We start from the raw sequence: 16,829 nt of genomic DNA, 5'->3' as shown, positions 1-16,829 counted from the left end.
CTTATTGCTCCTCTTTTACTTTGCGAAATCTCGGTTTCACTGGCTGAATGAGATAGATAGCGAGTAAAAGGCAGAACAGTGTAATGATCCCGAAAAACAGGCAGTAAACCGCGTACGGGTCCACATTCCCAATCCTGAGCTGCGGTCCTTCTTCAAAAATGTTTAACATCGCAAACAATGGGTTGAAATTATGCAGGAGATCCGGCCAGTCCGGCCTAGTCGCAGATGACATGCCACCCGATCGTCGCTGGTACCGAATGAACTCTTTGATAATTTCCGCCAGTATGCTCGATCCAATCGCATATCCAAACACCACGGCATAAGTAACGACCGTAGCGATACCTGTCCGCTTGATCAGCGTGGACATGAGCACACCAATACTGCCGATGCCAAACATTGTAATGACGTAAAAGCCAAACACCTTGATCACTTGTGCAGGTGAGATTCCTCCATACAAAAAGACGATAGCATAGAGCGGGATAGTCGCAATAACTAAGAAGGTCATGAAGCTGAGCGACGCCAGCCATTTGCCTAAAATCAATCGTGTGGCACTGACATTCGTGGTCAACAGTACGCTCAACGTCTGGCGTTCGCGCTCACCGGAAATCACACCTGACGTTAGTCCTGGCACGACGAAACAGATCATCCCGAGTTGAAACACAGACAGCATCATGAACAGCTCGCGTGTATCATTCGGATTGTAGTAGCTGCCACCGTTTGTCATAAAGAAAATCAGCGTGAGCGTCATTGCGCCCAAAACAAGCAAATAGAGCAGGATGATCCACGGTGACCGATTGGTCCGCATCCGCATTTTCCATTCATTAAACAAGACAGGGTTGCGAAATCGTCTCAAGTCGCTCATGAGCCCACCCCTTTCGTAATTTCCAGGAAGATTTCTTCTAAATCACCAACTGACTCATTAAACGCGGCGACAGGATAGCCTGACACCGCAAGCTCACGCAGCAGCTCAACCTGCTCTTCGTCATTGCCTGAAAAGCCTGCAACGACCCAGTTTCCTTCGCGTGTCACCCTTGTAATGACGGGCATCTCACGCAAGCGCGTCATTGCTTCATCAACCCGATCCAATAGACGGATACGCAATACCCGCTGTTCTTGCATTTTCGAGTAAATCTCATCGACTCGTCCAAAGGCAACCAGATTGCCTTCCTCCACAATCCCGATGACGTCGCACATCTCCGCTAGCTCAGGCAATATGTGCGAGCTAATGATAATCGTCTTGCCCATGTCCCGCAGTTCCTTCAAAATCTCCCGCAGCTCAATGCGTGCACGCGGGTCCAACCCAGAAGCTGGTTCGTCCAAAATGAGCACTTCCGGATTGTGAACCAGCGAGCGAGCCAGCCCGAGACGCTGCTTCATCCCCCTCGACAACGAGTCGACGTAGGCATCCCGCTTGTGCGTGAGATTCACCAGCTCTAATAACTGCGGAATGATTTGTTTTCGCTCTGCTGCCGGAATATCGTAATTCGCGCCGTAAAAATCAAGGTACTCTTCTGCTGTCAAATTGTCGTAGACACCAAAAAAGTCAGGCATGTAGCCAATCAGCTTGCGTACTTCCTTTGGATGCTTGGTCACTTCGTAGCCGCCTACGTATGCTTTCCCACTGGTCGGCTCCAATAAAGTCGCCAAAATGGACATCGTCGTCGATTTTCCTGCCCCGTTCGGACCGACGAAACCAAAAACGGTTCCCTTGTCAATTTCGAGCGAAAGTCCTTTCAACGCTTCCATTTTGCCGTAGCGCTTACGCAAATTTTGGATCTGGATCATTTCTTGCTCACCTTCCCTTCCACACTGACACTTGGAACCCCAATGTGGCGATCATCCTCAAACTGGTGGGCAAATTTGATGCGGACAATGCCGTCGCCCGAAACATAAGTAGTGGTCTTGTCGCTTGTCATGACGTTGTTCATGAATGCTTTTTCAAATGGTTCGAAAGCTTTTGTCTTCCAGTTGTAAACCTCTTTTTCAAATGTCGTATTGTCCTCTGACCAGGTGTACAGATACAAATTGCTGATGAGAAGATCCTGCCCTTCCTGATTCAGATTGATGTCAAAGGTAATATCCCCGGCAGGCAATCTAAAGCCATCTCCATAGTCATCTACCGGAACAGAGCTACCCGACATCGTCACATCAAATGATCCCGTCGGATAATAAATGTGTCCGTCCTTGGATGGATTCACTTGCAGTGTCGAAGTGACCATCGCAATGCTGCTGTTCTCTGTATTTTCGTTTGGTACGACAGCCTCAACAACTTGCTCATCGGTCCAGCCAACGAGTTTTACCACTTCAGACTGACCACCACGTCTGTCCATCATGTCGAGCATTTCCACGATGACTTGCTCGCGCGTTTGTCTGTCATAGCCATTCGATTGCATATACTGCGGCAGTGCATTCCCCGTATTCATCCGATGTTGGTTCCGCCTTGCTTGATGTTGAGAGGCAAACGGCAAGTTCACTTCGATACTGCTGCCAGCCGCCAACTGCGGAAACTCTTGTACCGTTATACCTGTCGAGATCGTCACATCTCGCAGCGAGTACTTCGTATGGTTTGTCACAGTTCCTTTCAGTGCGCCATTCTCATACGACAGGTTCGATTCTATTTTTCCTACGTCCGATAAGGTTTGCTCCGTTGCAACCTTGCGCATCGACCAAAATTCTACATCTCGAAAATCAATATGAGTCTGATCTGGCTGTATGGAAATCCACGTTTTCGGAATTTGATCGATATAATCTCTTTCAGTGACGGGTTGGGTTATACCCTCTCCCTTTATCGTCAAACGATAGTCGTCATTACTCGGTACGAATAATGCGGTTACACTCATCGCATTCGCCTGTCCGTTGTTTTGCAGCTCAATATAACCTACCTGATGCAGCTTTACACCCACCCCCCGCTGGATGGCACCAATCGAGAAGATTCCGATTCCCACCAACACCGAAAGGGCAGGGACGATCACCCACATGTAGCTTTGCTTGCGGCGTCTCCGCAAAATATAGAAAAGAACTGGCCCTACAACCAGTGCATAAATTCCAAAAAACACGGCGAACCAGCCAACCTCTGGAATTTTCAAGGATGGGACTCGATCAGCAGCATCCCGAAGCGGCCATACGTTGTCGATCATGCTCCTATTTGAAGCGTTCATGGAAGAACCAAAAGCCTTTACTAATGTATCTGCCCAAAAGCGACTGTTTCCTGCCCAACTGGCTACTGGTTCCGCCGCCAAATCATAGGCGACGTACATTACTTTTCCGGCTCCCACGTTATGGACAGCCATCAGCGGAATATTGCCTTCGCTGTACAGAACCTTCCCTGCCTTCACTGTCCCATTGCTTACAGTAAAGGGTGATGTCAGTGAAATCGGATTGGTCTTATCCACTTTTAAACTAGAGAGTGTCTGTACACTCGTCACTCCAGTCACTTCTACGGGCGACAAGTCAGCCAAAATGCCTCCGGCTTTCTTGTACTGTGCTCCTCCGGCTAAAATCAGCATCCCGCCAGAATTCGTCCAATCCCGAATCGCCTTGATCTGCTGTTCATTCAATGAATCCAAAGCAAAATTATTGATAACGAGCATATTGATCATTTGGAGTTGAGTACCTGTCACAGGCATATTGTCTGCCTTCATCGTCAAGAGCTGGACAGGGTTATGAATAGAGCCTTTCGGCAGTACACCAAGGAAGTTAGCTGTGTCGGGATTTTCTGCCAACACGCCGATCATCAACGTATCCTCGCTGTATGAAACGCCTGTTACCGGAGTTTGCGTGATGATCTTATCATTTTGCATCAAGGCCACAAAAGAATTGCCATGCAGCTCTGATCCAGGAACGAGAATCGTTACCTGCTTGGTCACTCCGCCTGCAATCGAAACCGGCTGATAATTGGCAACTGCGAAGCGTCTGTCTCCCTGTTCCCCAGTGGCGACAAACAGTTCCCCTTCAATATCCGCCCCTCCATTTCTCACCGTTACCACAACGGGTACCATCCCCGTATCCCTGTACTTTCCTTCAATTCCGACTGTTACTCCCAACTGAATGTTTCCTTCTGCCAAGGCTGTCCCCGTTAATCCGAAAGGAACACCCGCTACCAACAGGAGGAACGCACAGAAGGCCAGGAGCCATCGCTTACACTGCGCCGTTTTCATTCGTTCAAAACCTCCACGGACCATTCTTTTTCTTCCTATCTTTTCTTCTCATACAGTTATTGACGTTATTTCCAGACAAATAGCTACATTTTTTTCAAAATGAAGTCGTTTGGTCACAAAGTGCAAACGTGAAAAAAAGAAAAAACGTCAGGATTGTGCTCTGACGTTTTTCGTAATCCTTCTATGACATGCCATACCCTACATCCTGAGGTTCTCCGCCAGTCGATGACACAAGTACAAGTACCACTCTGTCCCATATGTGAGGTACAAGCGCACCGGAACCCCTTTTTCTCGCAAGGCATGAGCCAGCTCTGGGCGCCCCCCGTATAACAGCTCGACTTCTACATTCGGTCGATGCAAATAGTCTCGACGGGCTAGCTCGTCTACAATCGCTTGGTCGTGCGTGGCGAGTGTCGCCTTCCTTTTCTATTACCCAAAGAAAGAGCCAAATCTCGAATACCTCTCAAGATTTGGCTCTCGTTCTACTACTTATCTGTTAGCGAAAGCGTCCGCAGCAGCCAGGAGGGCACCAACGACAGTGGTCCGGGCATCTCCGTCTGTGGTCAAACTCCCAACTCCGGAAAGGTCGCTGCCACTCTCTTCCACGATCCCATCCTGGTGGCCGTTCTCGATCTCTTTGCCAAGGGTAATAAGAAGAATGTCCTTCCCGCGAAGAATACGATGATTGCCATTGAGAGCTTTGATAATTCACGCAACCGCCTTCTTTCCTCTTATTTTTTGCTGACTATATGTGTATATGCACGGTGGCGTTCATCCGCATAGACTACTGACATCCCTATAAATAAAAGGGTATCTACCTATCAAAAAAACCGGTATTCCTACGAACAGAATGACCGGCTTTTGACTACCCTAATATGTCCTTATGATTTCGTCCACAGCTCTCTGCGAGAAGTGGTTACAGATGTCGCACCGGCAAGAATAGCGCGATCCACATCTTCCTTTGTACGAATAAATCCTCCAGCGATAACCGGAATGCTGGTTCGTACAGTGATTTCTTCGATCAGGTGGGGAATGATTCCTGGCAAAACCTCGACGTAATCCGGTTTGGTTCTCGCTAGCTGGGTAAGGCTGCTGTCTAATGCCATCGTATCAATGAGAAACAGTCGTTGGATGGAAATGAGCCCTTTTTTCTTGGCGGCAAGAACGGCACTGTTCCGTGTGGTGATGATTCCTTCGGGCTGGGCTTCTTGCGCAAGAAACTCCATCGCATATTCATCAGACTTCAACCCGTCTATGAGATCAGCATGGATCAGCAGTTTTTTCCCGAATGCTCTGGCCCGTTTTCCCAGTGGCTTTACTTGCGCAACATGAGCATTCAGCAAAATAATGCGCTCGTAGCAGCTTTCCATGAGTTCATCAAATTCTTTTAATGTCCGGGCGGCAGGAAGTATTTTTTGATTGATCAGGTTTGCCAATCACGAATCACCCCTATTGAAATGTTTTCGCAAGATGATATTCCTCTTCAAACGCTTTTATTTCATGTTCTTTCCTCTCATCCGACCATTGCAGCTCATGAGCGAGCTCTTCTCCCACCATTCGATACACAGGCTCCAGTGTATCCCTCTCGAAGAATAGTCTGCCACTACGACGAATCAGAAAATCACTCATGGTCATGACCATTTCTTCCTTTACAGCGTAGCGCAGTTCTGCTTTCAGCAGTGCTTCGATTGGAGACACATTTTGAGCATTTTGTGTCAAAAACTCCAGGCATATTGTTACGATTTGCTCACTGTTGCTTCCATATTTTCCGACCAGAACGCGGATTTGTTCCTCGGTGATTCCCCATTGGCGAAGTCGCTCTGCCTGTGCTTTCACAAATACAGGAATCTTGGCTGCGGAGTCAAATTTTCCGCCAGCGAGGACGATTTTGTCTGTCCGACAAGCTTCAAATGCTCTGCCCTCTTCTTCGGTCAACTGCTTGGCCACCACATCCACAATGCGCTCGGCCATTTTGCGGAAGCCCGTCAATTTTCCACCTGCGATCGTAATCAGCCCGCTTTTGGAATAAAAAATCTCGTCCTTGCGTGACAATTCGGATGGGGACTTGCCATCTTCATGGATCAGTGGTCTGAGTCCTGCCCAGCTGGAGCTGACATCCTGTTCCGTCAGCTTCACAGAAGGGAACATCTCGTTCGCGGCATTCAATACATACTCCATGTCTTCTCTCGTCACTGTTGGCCGCTCCAGCACACCTTTGTAATTCGTGTCAGTGGTACCGATATACGTACTGTTATTGCGCGGAATGGCAAACAGCATGCGCCCATCGGATACATCGAAATAAACGGCCTGCTTCAACGGCAGTCTGTTATATGGCACGACCAGGTGGACACCTTTTGTCAGGTGGAGGCGCTTGCCATACAGGGAGTGGTCCTTTTCTCGAAGCTGATCCACCCAAGGACCTGCTGCGTTGACGATTTTTTTGGCATGGAGGGAGTACTCTGTGCCCGTAAGCAAATCCTTCGCGCTAATCCCGATGACTTTGCCGTTTTCATAAATAAAGCCAGTGGCTTCGGTATAGTTCACGCAAAGCGCTCCGTGCGAGCTTGCTGTTTTCATGACCTCAACCGTAAGTCTAGCATCATCTGTCCGATACTCGAAATAAAGCCCGCCGCCCTTGAGAATATCGCGGCGCAAAAGCGGTTCTGCCTCCACAGTTCTCTCTTTGTTCAGCATGATGCGTCGTTCTTTTCTTTCGACTCCAGCCAACACATCGTAAACATACAAACCAATAGAGGTTGCCAGCTTGCCATAGGTACCATTTTTCACGATGGGCAAAATCATTTTTTCCGGGATGACGATATGTGGCGCATTGCGATACAAAATAGCTCGCTCCCGGCCTACTTCCCGCACCAACTGCACATCGCCCTGCTTCAAATAGCGCAATCCTCCATGAACGAGCTTGGTAGAGCGACTACTGGTTCCCGCAGCGAAGTCCTGTTTTTCCACGAGTCCGACACTCAGACCTCTCGCGGCTGCGTCGAGGGCAATACCTGCTCCCGTCACCCCACCGCCAATAACCAAAAGATCGAGTTGTTTCGTTGCCATTTTATCCAGACAAGCCTGGCGTTGACTTGATGATAATGCATGTTGATCGTTCATCGTTCTTCTCATCCTCTCTAAAAGAAAAAGACAGCCAATATCCAAAAGAAGCAATGCAATGTCATTGCTCTTCTGATACTGGCTGTCTCCGTAGTCTCCACAGCATGATTAACTTATCTTTAACTTTAGACCTCTTTTACACAAAAATCAATGCCTAATCTTGTAACCCATCGTTGCTGTAACAGCTTGCTTCCAACCTGCGTACAGCTCCTGGCGCAGTTCCTCCGCCATATCCGGTGAGAAGGAGCGCTCCACCACTTTGTTATTCACAATATCTTCCTTGCTGCCCCAATACCCGACGGCAAGCCCTGCCAGGTAAGCTGCTCCCAGCGCGGTCGTTTCATTGACACGCGGACGCTCAACCTCTGTATTCAGGATGTCAGACTGGAACTGCATCAAAAAGTTATTCGCCACGGCTCCACCGTCTACCGCCAGCTTTTGCAGCCGGATGCCAGAATCAGCCTCCATCGCTTCAAGCACATCCCGTGTCTGATAAGCCAGTGACTCCAGCGCTGCCCGAATCAAATGATCTTCCGTCGTTCCGCGAGTCAAGCCGAAGATCGCGCCTCTTGCTTCCATATCCCAATACGGTGCTCCCAATCCAACAAAGGCTGGAACCATATAAACACCATCTGTGCTGTCAACAGCCAGTGCGTGTTTTTCCGAATCCGATGATTTTTCAATCAGCTTGAGTCCGTCACGCAGCCATTGAATCGCCGCACCAGCTACAAAAATACTACCTTCCAGGGCGTATTCTACCTTGCCATCCACTCCCCAGGCAATGGTCGTCAACAACCCGTTCTTGGATGCAACTGCCTTTTCTCCGGTATTCATCAGCATGAAGCAACCTGTTCCATATGTGTTTTTGGCCTGCCCTTTCGCAAAGCACGCCTGCCCAAACAAAGCGGCTTGCTGGTCTCCGGCAATCCCGGCAATCGGAATCTGGAATTCGAAGAGCTTCTCGTCTGTGTAGCCGTACAATTCGCTGGAAGGACGGACAGCTGGCAGCATGGCTTTTGGGATTTGCAGCATGTTCAACAGCTCATCGTCCCACTCCAGGGAATGAATATTAAACATCAACGTGCGCGAAGCATTGGAATAGTCGGTCACATGCACAAGGCCATTGGTCAGCTTCCAAATCAGCCACGTATCGATGGTTCCAAACAAGAGGTCGCCTTTCTCGGCTCGCTCCCGTGCTCCCTCGACATGATCGAGCAGCCATTTTACCTTTGTCCCGGAGAAGTAGGCGTCAATCAACAATCCTGTCTTTTCACGAACGATTTGCTCATAGCCTTGCTCTTTCAACTGGTTGCAAATATCGATGGACTGTCTACTTTGCCATACAATCGCATTGTGAATCGGCTTACCCGTGTGCTTATCCCATACCACGGTTGTTTCCCGCTGATTGGTAATCCCGATTCCAGCGATTTCTTCCGGCTTCACATGATTCTCCAGTAAAACCGCTTTCAAAACCTCCAGCTGCGATTCCCAGATTTCCTCGGCATTGTGCTCCACCCAACCCGGCTTCGGATAGATTTGCGTAAATTCCTTCTGGGCCACACCGATAATGGCACCTGATTTATCGAATAAAATAGCGCGAGAGCTCGTGGTTCCCTGATCGAGGGAAAGCATATATTTATTGTCCATGACAACTGTTCCTCCTTCACTCATATGAAATCGCCTTCATTCTTACTTTTATGTTTAGGAACGTGCACTTTCGGATGCGAGTCGCTCCTTGCTGCCGATTGATTTTTTGGTTGTCATTCCGACCACGATGGCAATCACCATGAAGGCCGCTAATGCTATTACACCTGTCAGCGAATGATCTGTAAACGTCCATTTGTAAAAAAACGCTCCACTTACTGCTCCAATGATAGGTCCAACAACAGGAATCCATGCATAGCGCCAGTTGGACTTTCCTTTGCCGTGGATGGGCAAGAGAGCATGAGCGAGACGAGGTCCCAGGTCACGGGCCGGATTGATCGCATAACCAGTAGTACCACCAAGAGACAAACCAATTGCGACAATCAGGAAGCCGACGATAAACGGATTCAGTCCTTCTGCAAATTTATTCGCTCCGATCGCCAGTAGACCGAGCACCAAGAAAAACGTACCTAAAATTTCACTGAACAGATTCGCGACTATATTGGGAATCGCAGGACCTGTTGCAAATACCCCCAATTTGGCTCCTGCATCATTCGTCTCACGCCAATGCGGGTAATAAAAGATCCAGACGAACGTCGCTCCCATAAACGCCCCAATTAGTTGAGCCGCTATGTAGCCCGGAACATGCTCCCACGGAAATTGACCGATGCTTGCCAGTGCAATCGTAAGTGCCGGATTCAAATGCGCTCCGCTAATGCTCCCTACTGCATACGCTCCGCACGCAACTGCCAGACCCCACCCCAGCGTAATGACAATCCAACCGCCGTTTTGGGAGTACGCCTTTTTCAAGTTTTGTCCGGCGCAAACACCTGCCCCCAAAATGATCAAGATCATCGTCCCGATCAATTCCCCTACATAAATAGACATGCCCCATCCTCCCCCTTTTTGGAAAAAACGTAAACCTACTCCTGTTAAACGCTTACAATACGCTAACTCCTTTGTGGTTTATCTGGAGAGAAAATAAAAAAGCTAATACTCGCTAAACAAGAGCCAATGCCCTCATTTTGCAAATATTAGCTGATCTCCCAATCTCCACAGCACTATTAACTTAAGACCTACTATATAGCCACCGCTCAAAATTTGTCAAGAATCCCTTTCCTTCACTTTTGCCAATTCTCGCATCAAGCCCGGCAAAAAGAATAACGGATATATCAGCAGGTACAGGTTCGGAATCCACCAGGACCAATCGTAATCTGCCTTGAACGCCCAAAAAGCGATCGCCTGCAAACCCGAGCAGGAAGTCAAAACGAGCGACAACATGGCAAGCGGCTTCCAGATGTGCCGTCCTCTGCGATAGGCGTACAGACTGGCAAAGCCCGTGATGGAAATGAAAATATCCAATGGAAAAAAGGACAAGTTCCATGCAAGCAAATTGGGGTTGTAGTAATCCTGATACAGATATTCCACAGGGAGAAGCTCCAAAAATGTAACGAGCCAGTATACGACAAAAGCCACATCGGTGACCCAGAAGAACACTAACATTGCTCTTGCATTTTTCTCACTCATTTCGCCTCAGCTACTCCTGTCTCTTTAGAAGATTGCGCGTGGGAGGTGTCTCCAAGATTCAACAGCACACAGCCCACAATGATCAGTCCGACAGCAATCAATTTTTTGACAGTGAAGGCGTCCTTGAAGACCACCACACCAATGACCGCGATGATCGCGGTGCCGAGACCAGACCAGATGGCATAGGCGGTCCCGACCTCCATTTCCTTGAGCGCCAGGCTCAGCGACGAGAAGCACAAAATATAAAAGATAAACATCATCACACTAGGGACAGGCTTGCTCAGCCCGTCAGACAGCTTCATCGATGTTGTTCCAGCCACCTCTAGCAAAATGGCCATTAATAGATAGACCCAACTCATTATGTTCCTCCTACTTACTTGTTTGAAGACGAAGAATCTACGATGCCGCCTAGTAATATATCGATGACTGCATCCAGCGCATCGCCAATCGTCACTTGATGCTGGTTCGCCAACTGCTGATCAATCAGCTGGTTGAGCGTCCCGGTATACATCTGAATCAGGATCGGAAGCTGGATACGACGAAATACGCCCTTCTCAACCCCTTGCTCCAGAATGATCCGAACATGCTCCCACTCCTGTTGATTGAACTCGTCGATCAGCTTCCATTGCTCGGGATAGTAGCGCTTCAGCTCGTACCACACGCGCAAGTCTGTTCGTGAGAAGTTGTTCGGGACCAGTGCCAGGAGTTGTCGCATCTTCTCTACCAAATCGAGGTCAAGATCATGTAAAATCTGATCCTCCGCTTTACGCAAATCCTCGATGTTTTCTTCAATGACTTTGGTGATCAAGGCTTCTTTCGAAGGAAAGCTCGCATACAACGTCTTGGTACTAACGCCTGCGCGCCGAGCTAAATCGGACATGGTAAAACGGACGCCCTTGGTCTCAATCTCATGATAGGCGCATTGTAGGATTCGCTCCTGCATGTTCTTGCCCTCCTTTCGAAAACAAGGAAAATATTTTGTTTTTCATATTTTCCAAAAGGTACTCTTAGCATAACGGCGTACTCATGCATTGTCAACAATCGCCAAACCACGCTTGGCTCAACGCTTCGATACCGAGTTCGATTTTTTCCAATGGAATACCCGCGAAGCCGAGGAAAAACTCTTTTGGCAAGGGATTAGGTGGCACCAGCCATGTAAACGATGCAGCCGAGGCTCTCACGCCTGCCTGAATCGCCCGCTTTTTCAACTCCTCCTCGCTTCGCTCGCTGTTTACCCGCAGTAGGACGTGAAACCCCGCATCGGCTCCAATGACTGTCGCTCTATCGCCAAAATGCTTTTGCACAGCCAGCAGCAGCGCATCATGCTTTTTGCGGTACAGCTTGCGCATTTTGCGGACATGCTTTTCGAAGTATCCTTTTTCCATAAAGGCTTCCATCGTCCGCTGATGCAGTCGGGATGAAGATGGTTCCAGCAGTGTCTCGCGCAGCAGGTTGTGGTACGTATCCAGCAGAGATTCTGGCAAGACCATGTACCATATGCCGATTGCTGGTGCCAACACCTGCGCAAAGCTCCCCATATAGATCACATTCGCATCCGGGAGCAAACCCTGCATGGACGGAATCGGTCTGCCATGGTAACGAAACTCTCCGTCGTAATCGTCTTCGATGATGTATCCTCCCACATTCTTGGCCCATTCGAGCAATTGCAGCCGCTTGGATATGGGCATGATCATCCCACGTGGGTATTGATGAGCCGAAGAAACGGCAGCCAGTCCAACCCCTGACTCATATAGCTCACTGACGCTAATTCCGTCCTCTGTCAGTGAGATCGGCACCACGTCGTATCCATGCTGGCGAAACGTATTGGCAAACAGCAAATACCCCGGATTTTCTACGCCGATGCGTTGGAACTGTGGCTTTACCATCAAACAGATCAAGGACAGCAAGCCAAACTGGCCCGCCCCAATCACCACTTGATTTGGCGAACAAGCGACACCCCGGTACCTGTGCAAGTAGTCAGCGATTTGCTTCCTGAGTCCAGCCTCCCCTTGCGGATCTCCATAAAAAAGATTCTCCTGCCGCTCTATGTGAAGCGTCTCATTGTACAGACGGCGCCAAATCATGGTTGGAAATAACGAAAAATCATTGCGGGAGAGATGAAAGTCATAGACGTATTCCCGCTCGTCACGCACCATGGGCCGATGGATAGTTTGTGCGCTCGCACCAGCACCCGGTTTCACTTCAGGATCTGGTAATTTCTCCACGTAATACCCACTGCGCGGTTTACTTTGGATAAAACCTTCCGCCAGCAGCTGCTGGTATGCCATCTCCACGGGTGTTGTGCTTAAGCCTAGCAAGTCAGCCAGCTTTCGAACGGACGGCAGCTTGCTACTCACCGCCAAGCGTCCTGCGACGATTTCCTTTTTCAAATAAGCATATAGCTGTACGTATTGCGGCTCGTCGTCATTTTCCTGCCATTTTGGGGTCAAGAGCATCTCGATTTCCCCCTCCATCTGTCCTTTTCATTTTTACAAAACTGCACATTTTCAAGTATACACTTGCTCGTTATCCTAAGAAAAAGAAGTTTTGAACGAACAGGAGGACAACGACTATGTCTATGACACAGGAGAATACACGTGCAGCGGTTCGCTTTTTGGAAGGGGAACGCGTCTTTTTACGACCGATTGGTACAGAAGATACCGAATTATACTTCCGCTCCTTGTTCAACAAGGAAACGCGTATGCTGACTGGTACACAAAAGCATTTCACTCGTGAGCAAATCCACCAGTACATCGAGAACAAAGGCCAGGACTCTTCCAGTGTCCTCTTATTGATCTGCCTGTGCGAAAATGATCAGGTGATTGGCGACGTCCAGATTGGGGATATCGATCGGAATAATCGAAACGCCTTTATCCGAATTTCGATTGACCAAAATGCCCATCAAGGTAAAGGCTACGGCAGCGAAGCCCTCCTGCTAATGCTCGATTATGGTTTTGGCATCCTCAATCTGCATCGCATCGAGCTAAACGTATTCGCCTTTAACGAACGTGCCATCCACACGTATGAAAAGCTCGGATTCCAGCGTGAAGGCGTACAGCGACAAGCTCTTTATTACAACCACACCTATCACGACTCTATTCTTATGTCCATGCTGGCAGATGAATATCGGGCGAAATATGTAAAGTAACAAAGAGAAAATGCACCTGGGAATCTCAAACCCAGGTGTGTTTTTTTAATCTAGGTAAACGACTTCATAAAGGAGTATAATAGGGAAAATGGTAAGAAAAACCACTTACAACCAAAAGATCAGCGCAAGAAAGAGAGAGTGACATGAAGAGAAAACTCCTATTCACTATCAGCTTGTTCATCATCCTGAGTGTATTGACAGGGTTCCATCCCGCATCAGCCAACACCTTGCAACAGTCATTCCAAGCAAACCTTGTCCCTGTTTCAAAAATGGAGCTTCCTGCAAAAACCATCATCGGGTTTGGAGAAGCTACGCATGGCAACAAGCAATTCACTACGCTGAAGTTAGATATTTTTAAGCATTTGGTAGAAAAACAAGGTTATCGCGTATTTGCCATCGAAGGTGATTTTGGCGGTGGACAAAAGGTCAATGAATACATTTTAGGCGGCAGCGGAACTGCTCAGGATGCCGCAAAAGCCATCGGATTTACGATTTACCATACAGAAGAAATGGCCGCCCTTCTCTCTTGGATGCGCGCCTTTAATGAGAAGCGAGATACCAAAGATCAAATTCATTTTTACGGCTTTGACATGCAACGCTATGACCATAACAAAAACGGGCTATTTTCCTATTTGAAAAAAGTCGATCCGACACTCTCATCCAAGTATGAGAAGCTGCTTACGAATCTGAATGATAAGACGGTGTATAATCAAAAGGTCGCCCTCGTACAGAAAGCGATCCCCCACATAAAAAGCTTGATGGATCAGATGAAACAAAACCAATCCGTTTACATCGCGAAAAGCTCTGAGAAAGCATATGAGCTGGCTACTGCCTTCGCAGAATCCATCAAGCAAAACGCTACACTGCGCGGAACAAATGTGAACTACAGCAACACCCGTGATCGCTACATGGCGGACAAAGTGATGTGGATTTTATCCTTTGAAAAGAAACAGTACGGTCGCAACAACATGTTCATCGCTGGACATAATGGACACATTGAAAAGACCTCTACTTCCGTAGGAATGACAACCTGCATGGGGGCACATCTCGCAAAAGCCTTGGGGGACCAATATTACGCAATCGGAAGTGAATTCTACGAAAGCACCTTCCTTGCAAATGACGCCTCTACCAATGAGCGCAAAGCGTTTACTGTAAAAAATAGTGGCAAAGATCGGCTAGCTGTTCTGTTTGCACAGACAGGGATGGCGGATGGATTCCTAGATTTTGCAAAGGCAAAGCATCATCAGGATTTTTACACCTATCTAAATAAAGCGCAGCCCATCAGTGCAATCGGTGATGTTTTTAGTGGATGGTATGGAAAAATGGAGAAGCTGTATACGTTGCAAATGGTTCCGGCAAAAGCTTTTGATGCGATCTTCTTCGTACGAACGGCTACTCCTTCGGTAATGATAAAGGATTAACGGGTGAGTACATTTGCCTGTTTATAAAATTACGGCAGCCGATTAAACAGGCTGCCGTTTTCTGTGATTCTTCAGTATTTTCATCAATCAGGTTTTGAGGCTTTGAGCTCCGATACTTTTATGATCATCTTCGTCTCATTATCCCACACGTACTCGGCCGAGCTATCCAACTCACCCTCTTTATTTAACGTAAGGACATAGATGGAATTACGCCCATCGTTGTAGAAGCCATAAATACGATTTGGAACATCTTCTGCTACTTTTATAGCTCCCATAGAGCTAAGCTTCCCTTTTTCATATTGAAGAAGTTGTAGGAAAACCTCGCGTTCGGTTCCAGTATGAAACATATAAAACTCGTATTTAGAATCGTCACTAGTAAAGTCCAAGTAAGGAAGTGCAGGAGTAATAGGCTCCTGCCCCTTACTTTTTCCCTCTAATTCTTTTGGGACAGGAATGGGAAATTTTATGCTGTTCGACCGATCTTCCAGCGTATATTGGAAACCAGGATTGCTCCATAGATGTAAGCCGTGTCCAATAGGCTTGTCGGTTGACATTGAATTCGTACCTTGATTGGTTTCCGTTTTATTTTTTGCAAAGCCAGGCGTTCCCCCAAAAATAAGTGTAGAACTAAGAACACCCGCTAAGATATAATTCCATTTTTTCACGAATAAAGCTCCTTCCTTTTTCCAGCTTTTCAATAAGACGGGGAAAAGAGAGGTTTTGTCACGAAATTAGCGTAACCCCTGACTGAGTTCAACTATTTGACCCTTAACATTTCCATGACTGAATCCTCCATGGTAACAAACCACAGAGGCAATGTCGAGGTCTACATACTTCTTTATAGAGAGACGAGCTGCATCCATATCCGGTGTGGACGGTTCATGAATTCCTGAGAGAATCCCGTTCACACTGTACATCGAATCCCCGGCAATGAGAGTCTTGCTTTTCGTTAAATAAAGGCTGATATGACCGGAAGTATGTCCAGGAGTATGGATGACACGAATCCCACCGCAAAACGGCAGTTCCTGACCGTCACTCACGGTATAGTCCACTCTGCCTTTGGGAGGATTCTCAAGGTGCCCGTCTTTTAAAAGCGGTTTCTCCCCTTGGACATACGGTTTCTCCAGTTCGTGTGCGTAAACGTGAACATGATTCCCGCACTCCTGCAAAATCTCAGGAAGACTGCCGATATGATCCACATCCTGATGCGTCAAAATCACAGCTTTTAGCTTGTCGAGCGATACTCCTACCTTTTCCATCCCCACGCGTAAATCATCCATTTGCCCTGGGAATCCTGTGTCTATTAAAACAGCCATGTCTCGATCCCACAAAAGAACGGGGTGAATGATATTTCCATGAAAATCTAGATGAAGCATTGATACTCCCTTTGAAATTTCCATCAATCAGACCTCCGTAAAATTCATTTTTTACGTAGGATTATATTATTACGTTAGTTTCGTTGTTGTCAACATCTGTAAACGTCTTCTGTATAAAACGCTCGAGATAGCAATCCAAAAGAAACGAACTTCGGCCAAATTAGATACAATCACCATTGTAAAATCCTATTTCAAGAACAGGGAACAAGCCCGTTAGTTTAATGAATCGCATTGAATCTAACGCTTTTAGTCTATATTCCAGTGAATACGGGGAACGTGTTTGTTTCCAAACCTATCACAAAAAAAGCCATTCCTTAAAGGAATGGCTTCTTCATTCATTATTCATTCAAAACTGGATCTGCATGATCAGTTGCTAAGTTTGTGGATAAGTCCTCGACCGATTAGTATTCGTCAGCTCCACGCGTTACCACGCTTC

15 protein-coding genes and 1 pseudogene are annotated in these 16,829 nt (G+C 47.6%); 2 read left to right on the top strand and 14 right to left on the bottom strand.

The annotated features are described in order from the left end of the window. Position 1 precedes the first annotated feature (1 nt). The 12 genes and pseudogenes from HP398_RS13435 to pdxR all read right to left on the bottom strand — a co-directional run bounded on the left by HP398_RS13435 (position 2) and on the right by pdxR (position 12,904). Positions 2 to 862, bottom strand: coding sequence for an ABC transporter permease (locus HP398_RS13435; RefSeq protein WP_017251602.1), 861 nt, complete (start codon positions 860 to 862; stop codon positions 2 to 4). After that, positions 859 to 1,785, bottom strand: a complete 927-nt coding sequence (locus tag HP398_RS13430; protein WP_173622831.1) for an ABC transporter ATP-binding protein — start codon at positions 1,783 to 1,785, stop codon at positions 859 to 861. The genes HP398_RS13435 and HP398_RS13430 overlap by 4 nt, the downstream gene beginning before the upstream one ends. Then, positions 1,782 to 4,157, bottom strand: coding sequence for a DUF7408 domain-containing protein (locus HP398_RS13425; protein ID WP_254476102.1), 2,376 nt, complete (start codon positions 4,155 to 4,157; stop codon positions 1,782 to 1,784). The genes HP398_RS13430 and HP398_RS13425 overlap by 4 nt, the downstream gene beginning before the upstream one ends. A gap of 198 nt (positions 4,158 to 4,355) precedes the next feature. Then, positions 4,356 to 4,559 (bottom strand): annotated as a pseudogene (locus HP398_RS13420) (proline dehydrogenase family protein); the annotation flags it as partial. A 479-nt stretch (positions 4,560 to 5,038) separates the two neighbouring features. Next, positions 5,039 to 5,593: a glycerol-3-phosphate responsive antiterminator gene (locus HP398_RS13415; RefSeq protein ID WP_017251605.1), complete on the bottom strand. Its 555-nt coding sequence runs from the start codon at positions 5,591 to 5,593 to the stop codon at positions 5,039 to 5,041. 13 nt (positions 5,594 to 5,606) lie between these two features. Then, complete coding sequence (locus tag HP398_RS13410; protein ID WP_173622829.1) at positions 5,607 to 7,277, bottom strand: glycerol-3-phosphate dehydrogenase/oxidase; 1,671 nt, start codon at positions 7,275 to 7,277, stop codon at positions 5,607 to 5,609. 147 nt (positions 7,278 to 7,424) lie between these two features. Next, the gene (gene glpK, locus HP398_RS13405) at positions 7,425 to 8,924 is read right to left on the bottom strand and encodes a glycerol kinase GlpK (protein WP_017251607.1); all 1,500 of its coding nucleotides are present in this window, start codon (positions 8,922 to 8,924) and stop codon (positions 7,425 to 7,427) included. Positions 8,925 to 8,978: 54 nt separating this feature from the next. Continuing rightward, the gene (locus tag HP398_RS13400; RefSeq protein WP_173622828.1) at positions 8,979 to 9,809 is read right to left on the bottom strand and encodes an MIP/aquaporin family protein; all 831 of its coding nucleotides are present in this window, start codon (positions 9,807 to 9,809) and stop codon (positions 8,979 to 8,981) included. A 216-nt stretch (positions 9,810 to 10,025) separates the two neighbouring features. Beyond that, the gene (locus HP398_RS13395; RefSeq protein ID WP_173622827.1) at positions 10,026 to 10,448 is read right to left on the bottom strand and encodes a YvaD family protein; all 423 of its coding nucleotides are present in this window, start codon (positions 10,446 to 10,448) and stop codon (positions 10,026 to 10,028) included. Further along, on the bottom strand, positions 10,445 to 10,807 hold the full coding sequence (locus HP398_RS13390; RefSeq protein WP_017251610.1) for a DMT family transporter: 363 nt from the start codon (positions 10,805 to 10,807) through the stop codon (positions 10,445 to 10,447). Before HP398_RS13390 ends, HP398_RS13395 begins: the two co-directional genes overlap by 4 nt. Before the next feature lie 14 nt (positions 10,808 to 10,821). Continuing rightward, a complete protein-coding gene (locus tag HP398_RS13385) occupies positions 10,822 to 11,391 on the bottom strand; it encodes a TetR/AcrR family transcriptional regulator (RefSeq protein WP_106834671.1) in 570 nt (189 codons plus the stop codon). A gap of 91 nt (positions 11,392 to 11,482) precedes the next feature. Then, positions 11,483 to 12,904, bottom strand: coding sequence for a MocR-like pyridoxine biosynthesis transcription factor PdxR (pdxR, locus tag HP398_RS13380; RefSeq protein ID WP_173622826.1), 1,422 nt, complete (start codon positions 12,902 to 12,904; stop codon positions 11,483 to 11,485). A 116-nt stretch (positions 12,905 to 13,020) separates the two neighbouring features. Between pdxR and HP398_RS13375 the strand changes: the two genes are divergently transcribed. Together HP398_RS13375 and HP398_RS13370 are read left to right on the top strand one after the other, a co-directional pair. After that, complete coding sequence (locus tag HP398_RS13375) at positions 13,021 to 13,596, top strand: GNAT family N-acetyltransferase (RefSeq protein WP_173622825.1); 576 nt, start codon at positions 13,021 to 13,023, stop codon at positions 13,594 to 13,596. Positions 13,597 to 13,739: 143 nt separating this feature from the next. Then, positions 13,740 to 15,017 carry an erythromycin esterase family protein gene (locus HP398_RS13370; protein ID WP_173622824.1) on the top strand — a complete coding sequence of 426 codons (1,278 nt, stop codon included), beginning with the start codon at positions 13,740 to 13,742 and terminating at the stop codon, positions 15,015 to 15,017. An 83-nt stretch (positions 15,018 to 15,100) separates the two neighbouring features. Here the strand turns inward: HP398_RS13370 and HP398_RS13365 are convergent, their stop codons facing one another. Beyond that, on the bottom strand, positions 15,101 to 15,682 hold the full coding sequence (locus tag HP398_RS13365; RefSeq protein ID WP_173622823.1) for a hypothetical protein: 582 nt from the start codon (positions 15,680 to 15,682) through the stop codon (positions 15,101 to 15,103). A gap of 66 nt (positions 15,683 to 15,748) precedes the next feature. After that, positions 15,749 to 16,417: an MBL fold metallo-hydrolase gene (locus HP398_RS13360; protein ID WP_017251616.1), complete on the bottom strand. Its 669-nt coding sequence runs from the start codon at positions 16,415 to 16,417 to the stop codon at positions 15,749 to 15,751. Positions 16,418 to 16,829: the final 412 nt, after the last annotated feature.

It is taken from the genome of Brevibacillus sp. HB1.4B, assembly GCF_013284285.1.
GTDB lineage: Bacteria > Bacillota > Bacilli > Brevibacillales > Brevibacillaceae > Brevibacillus > Brevibacillus porteri.
The sequence above is the reverse complement of the archived record's forward strand: the minus strand, read 5'-3'. Positions and strand labels throughout refer to the sequence as shown.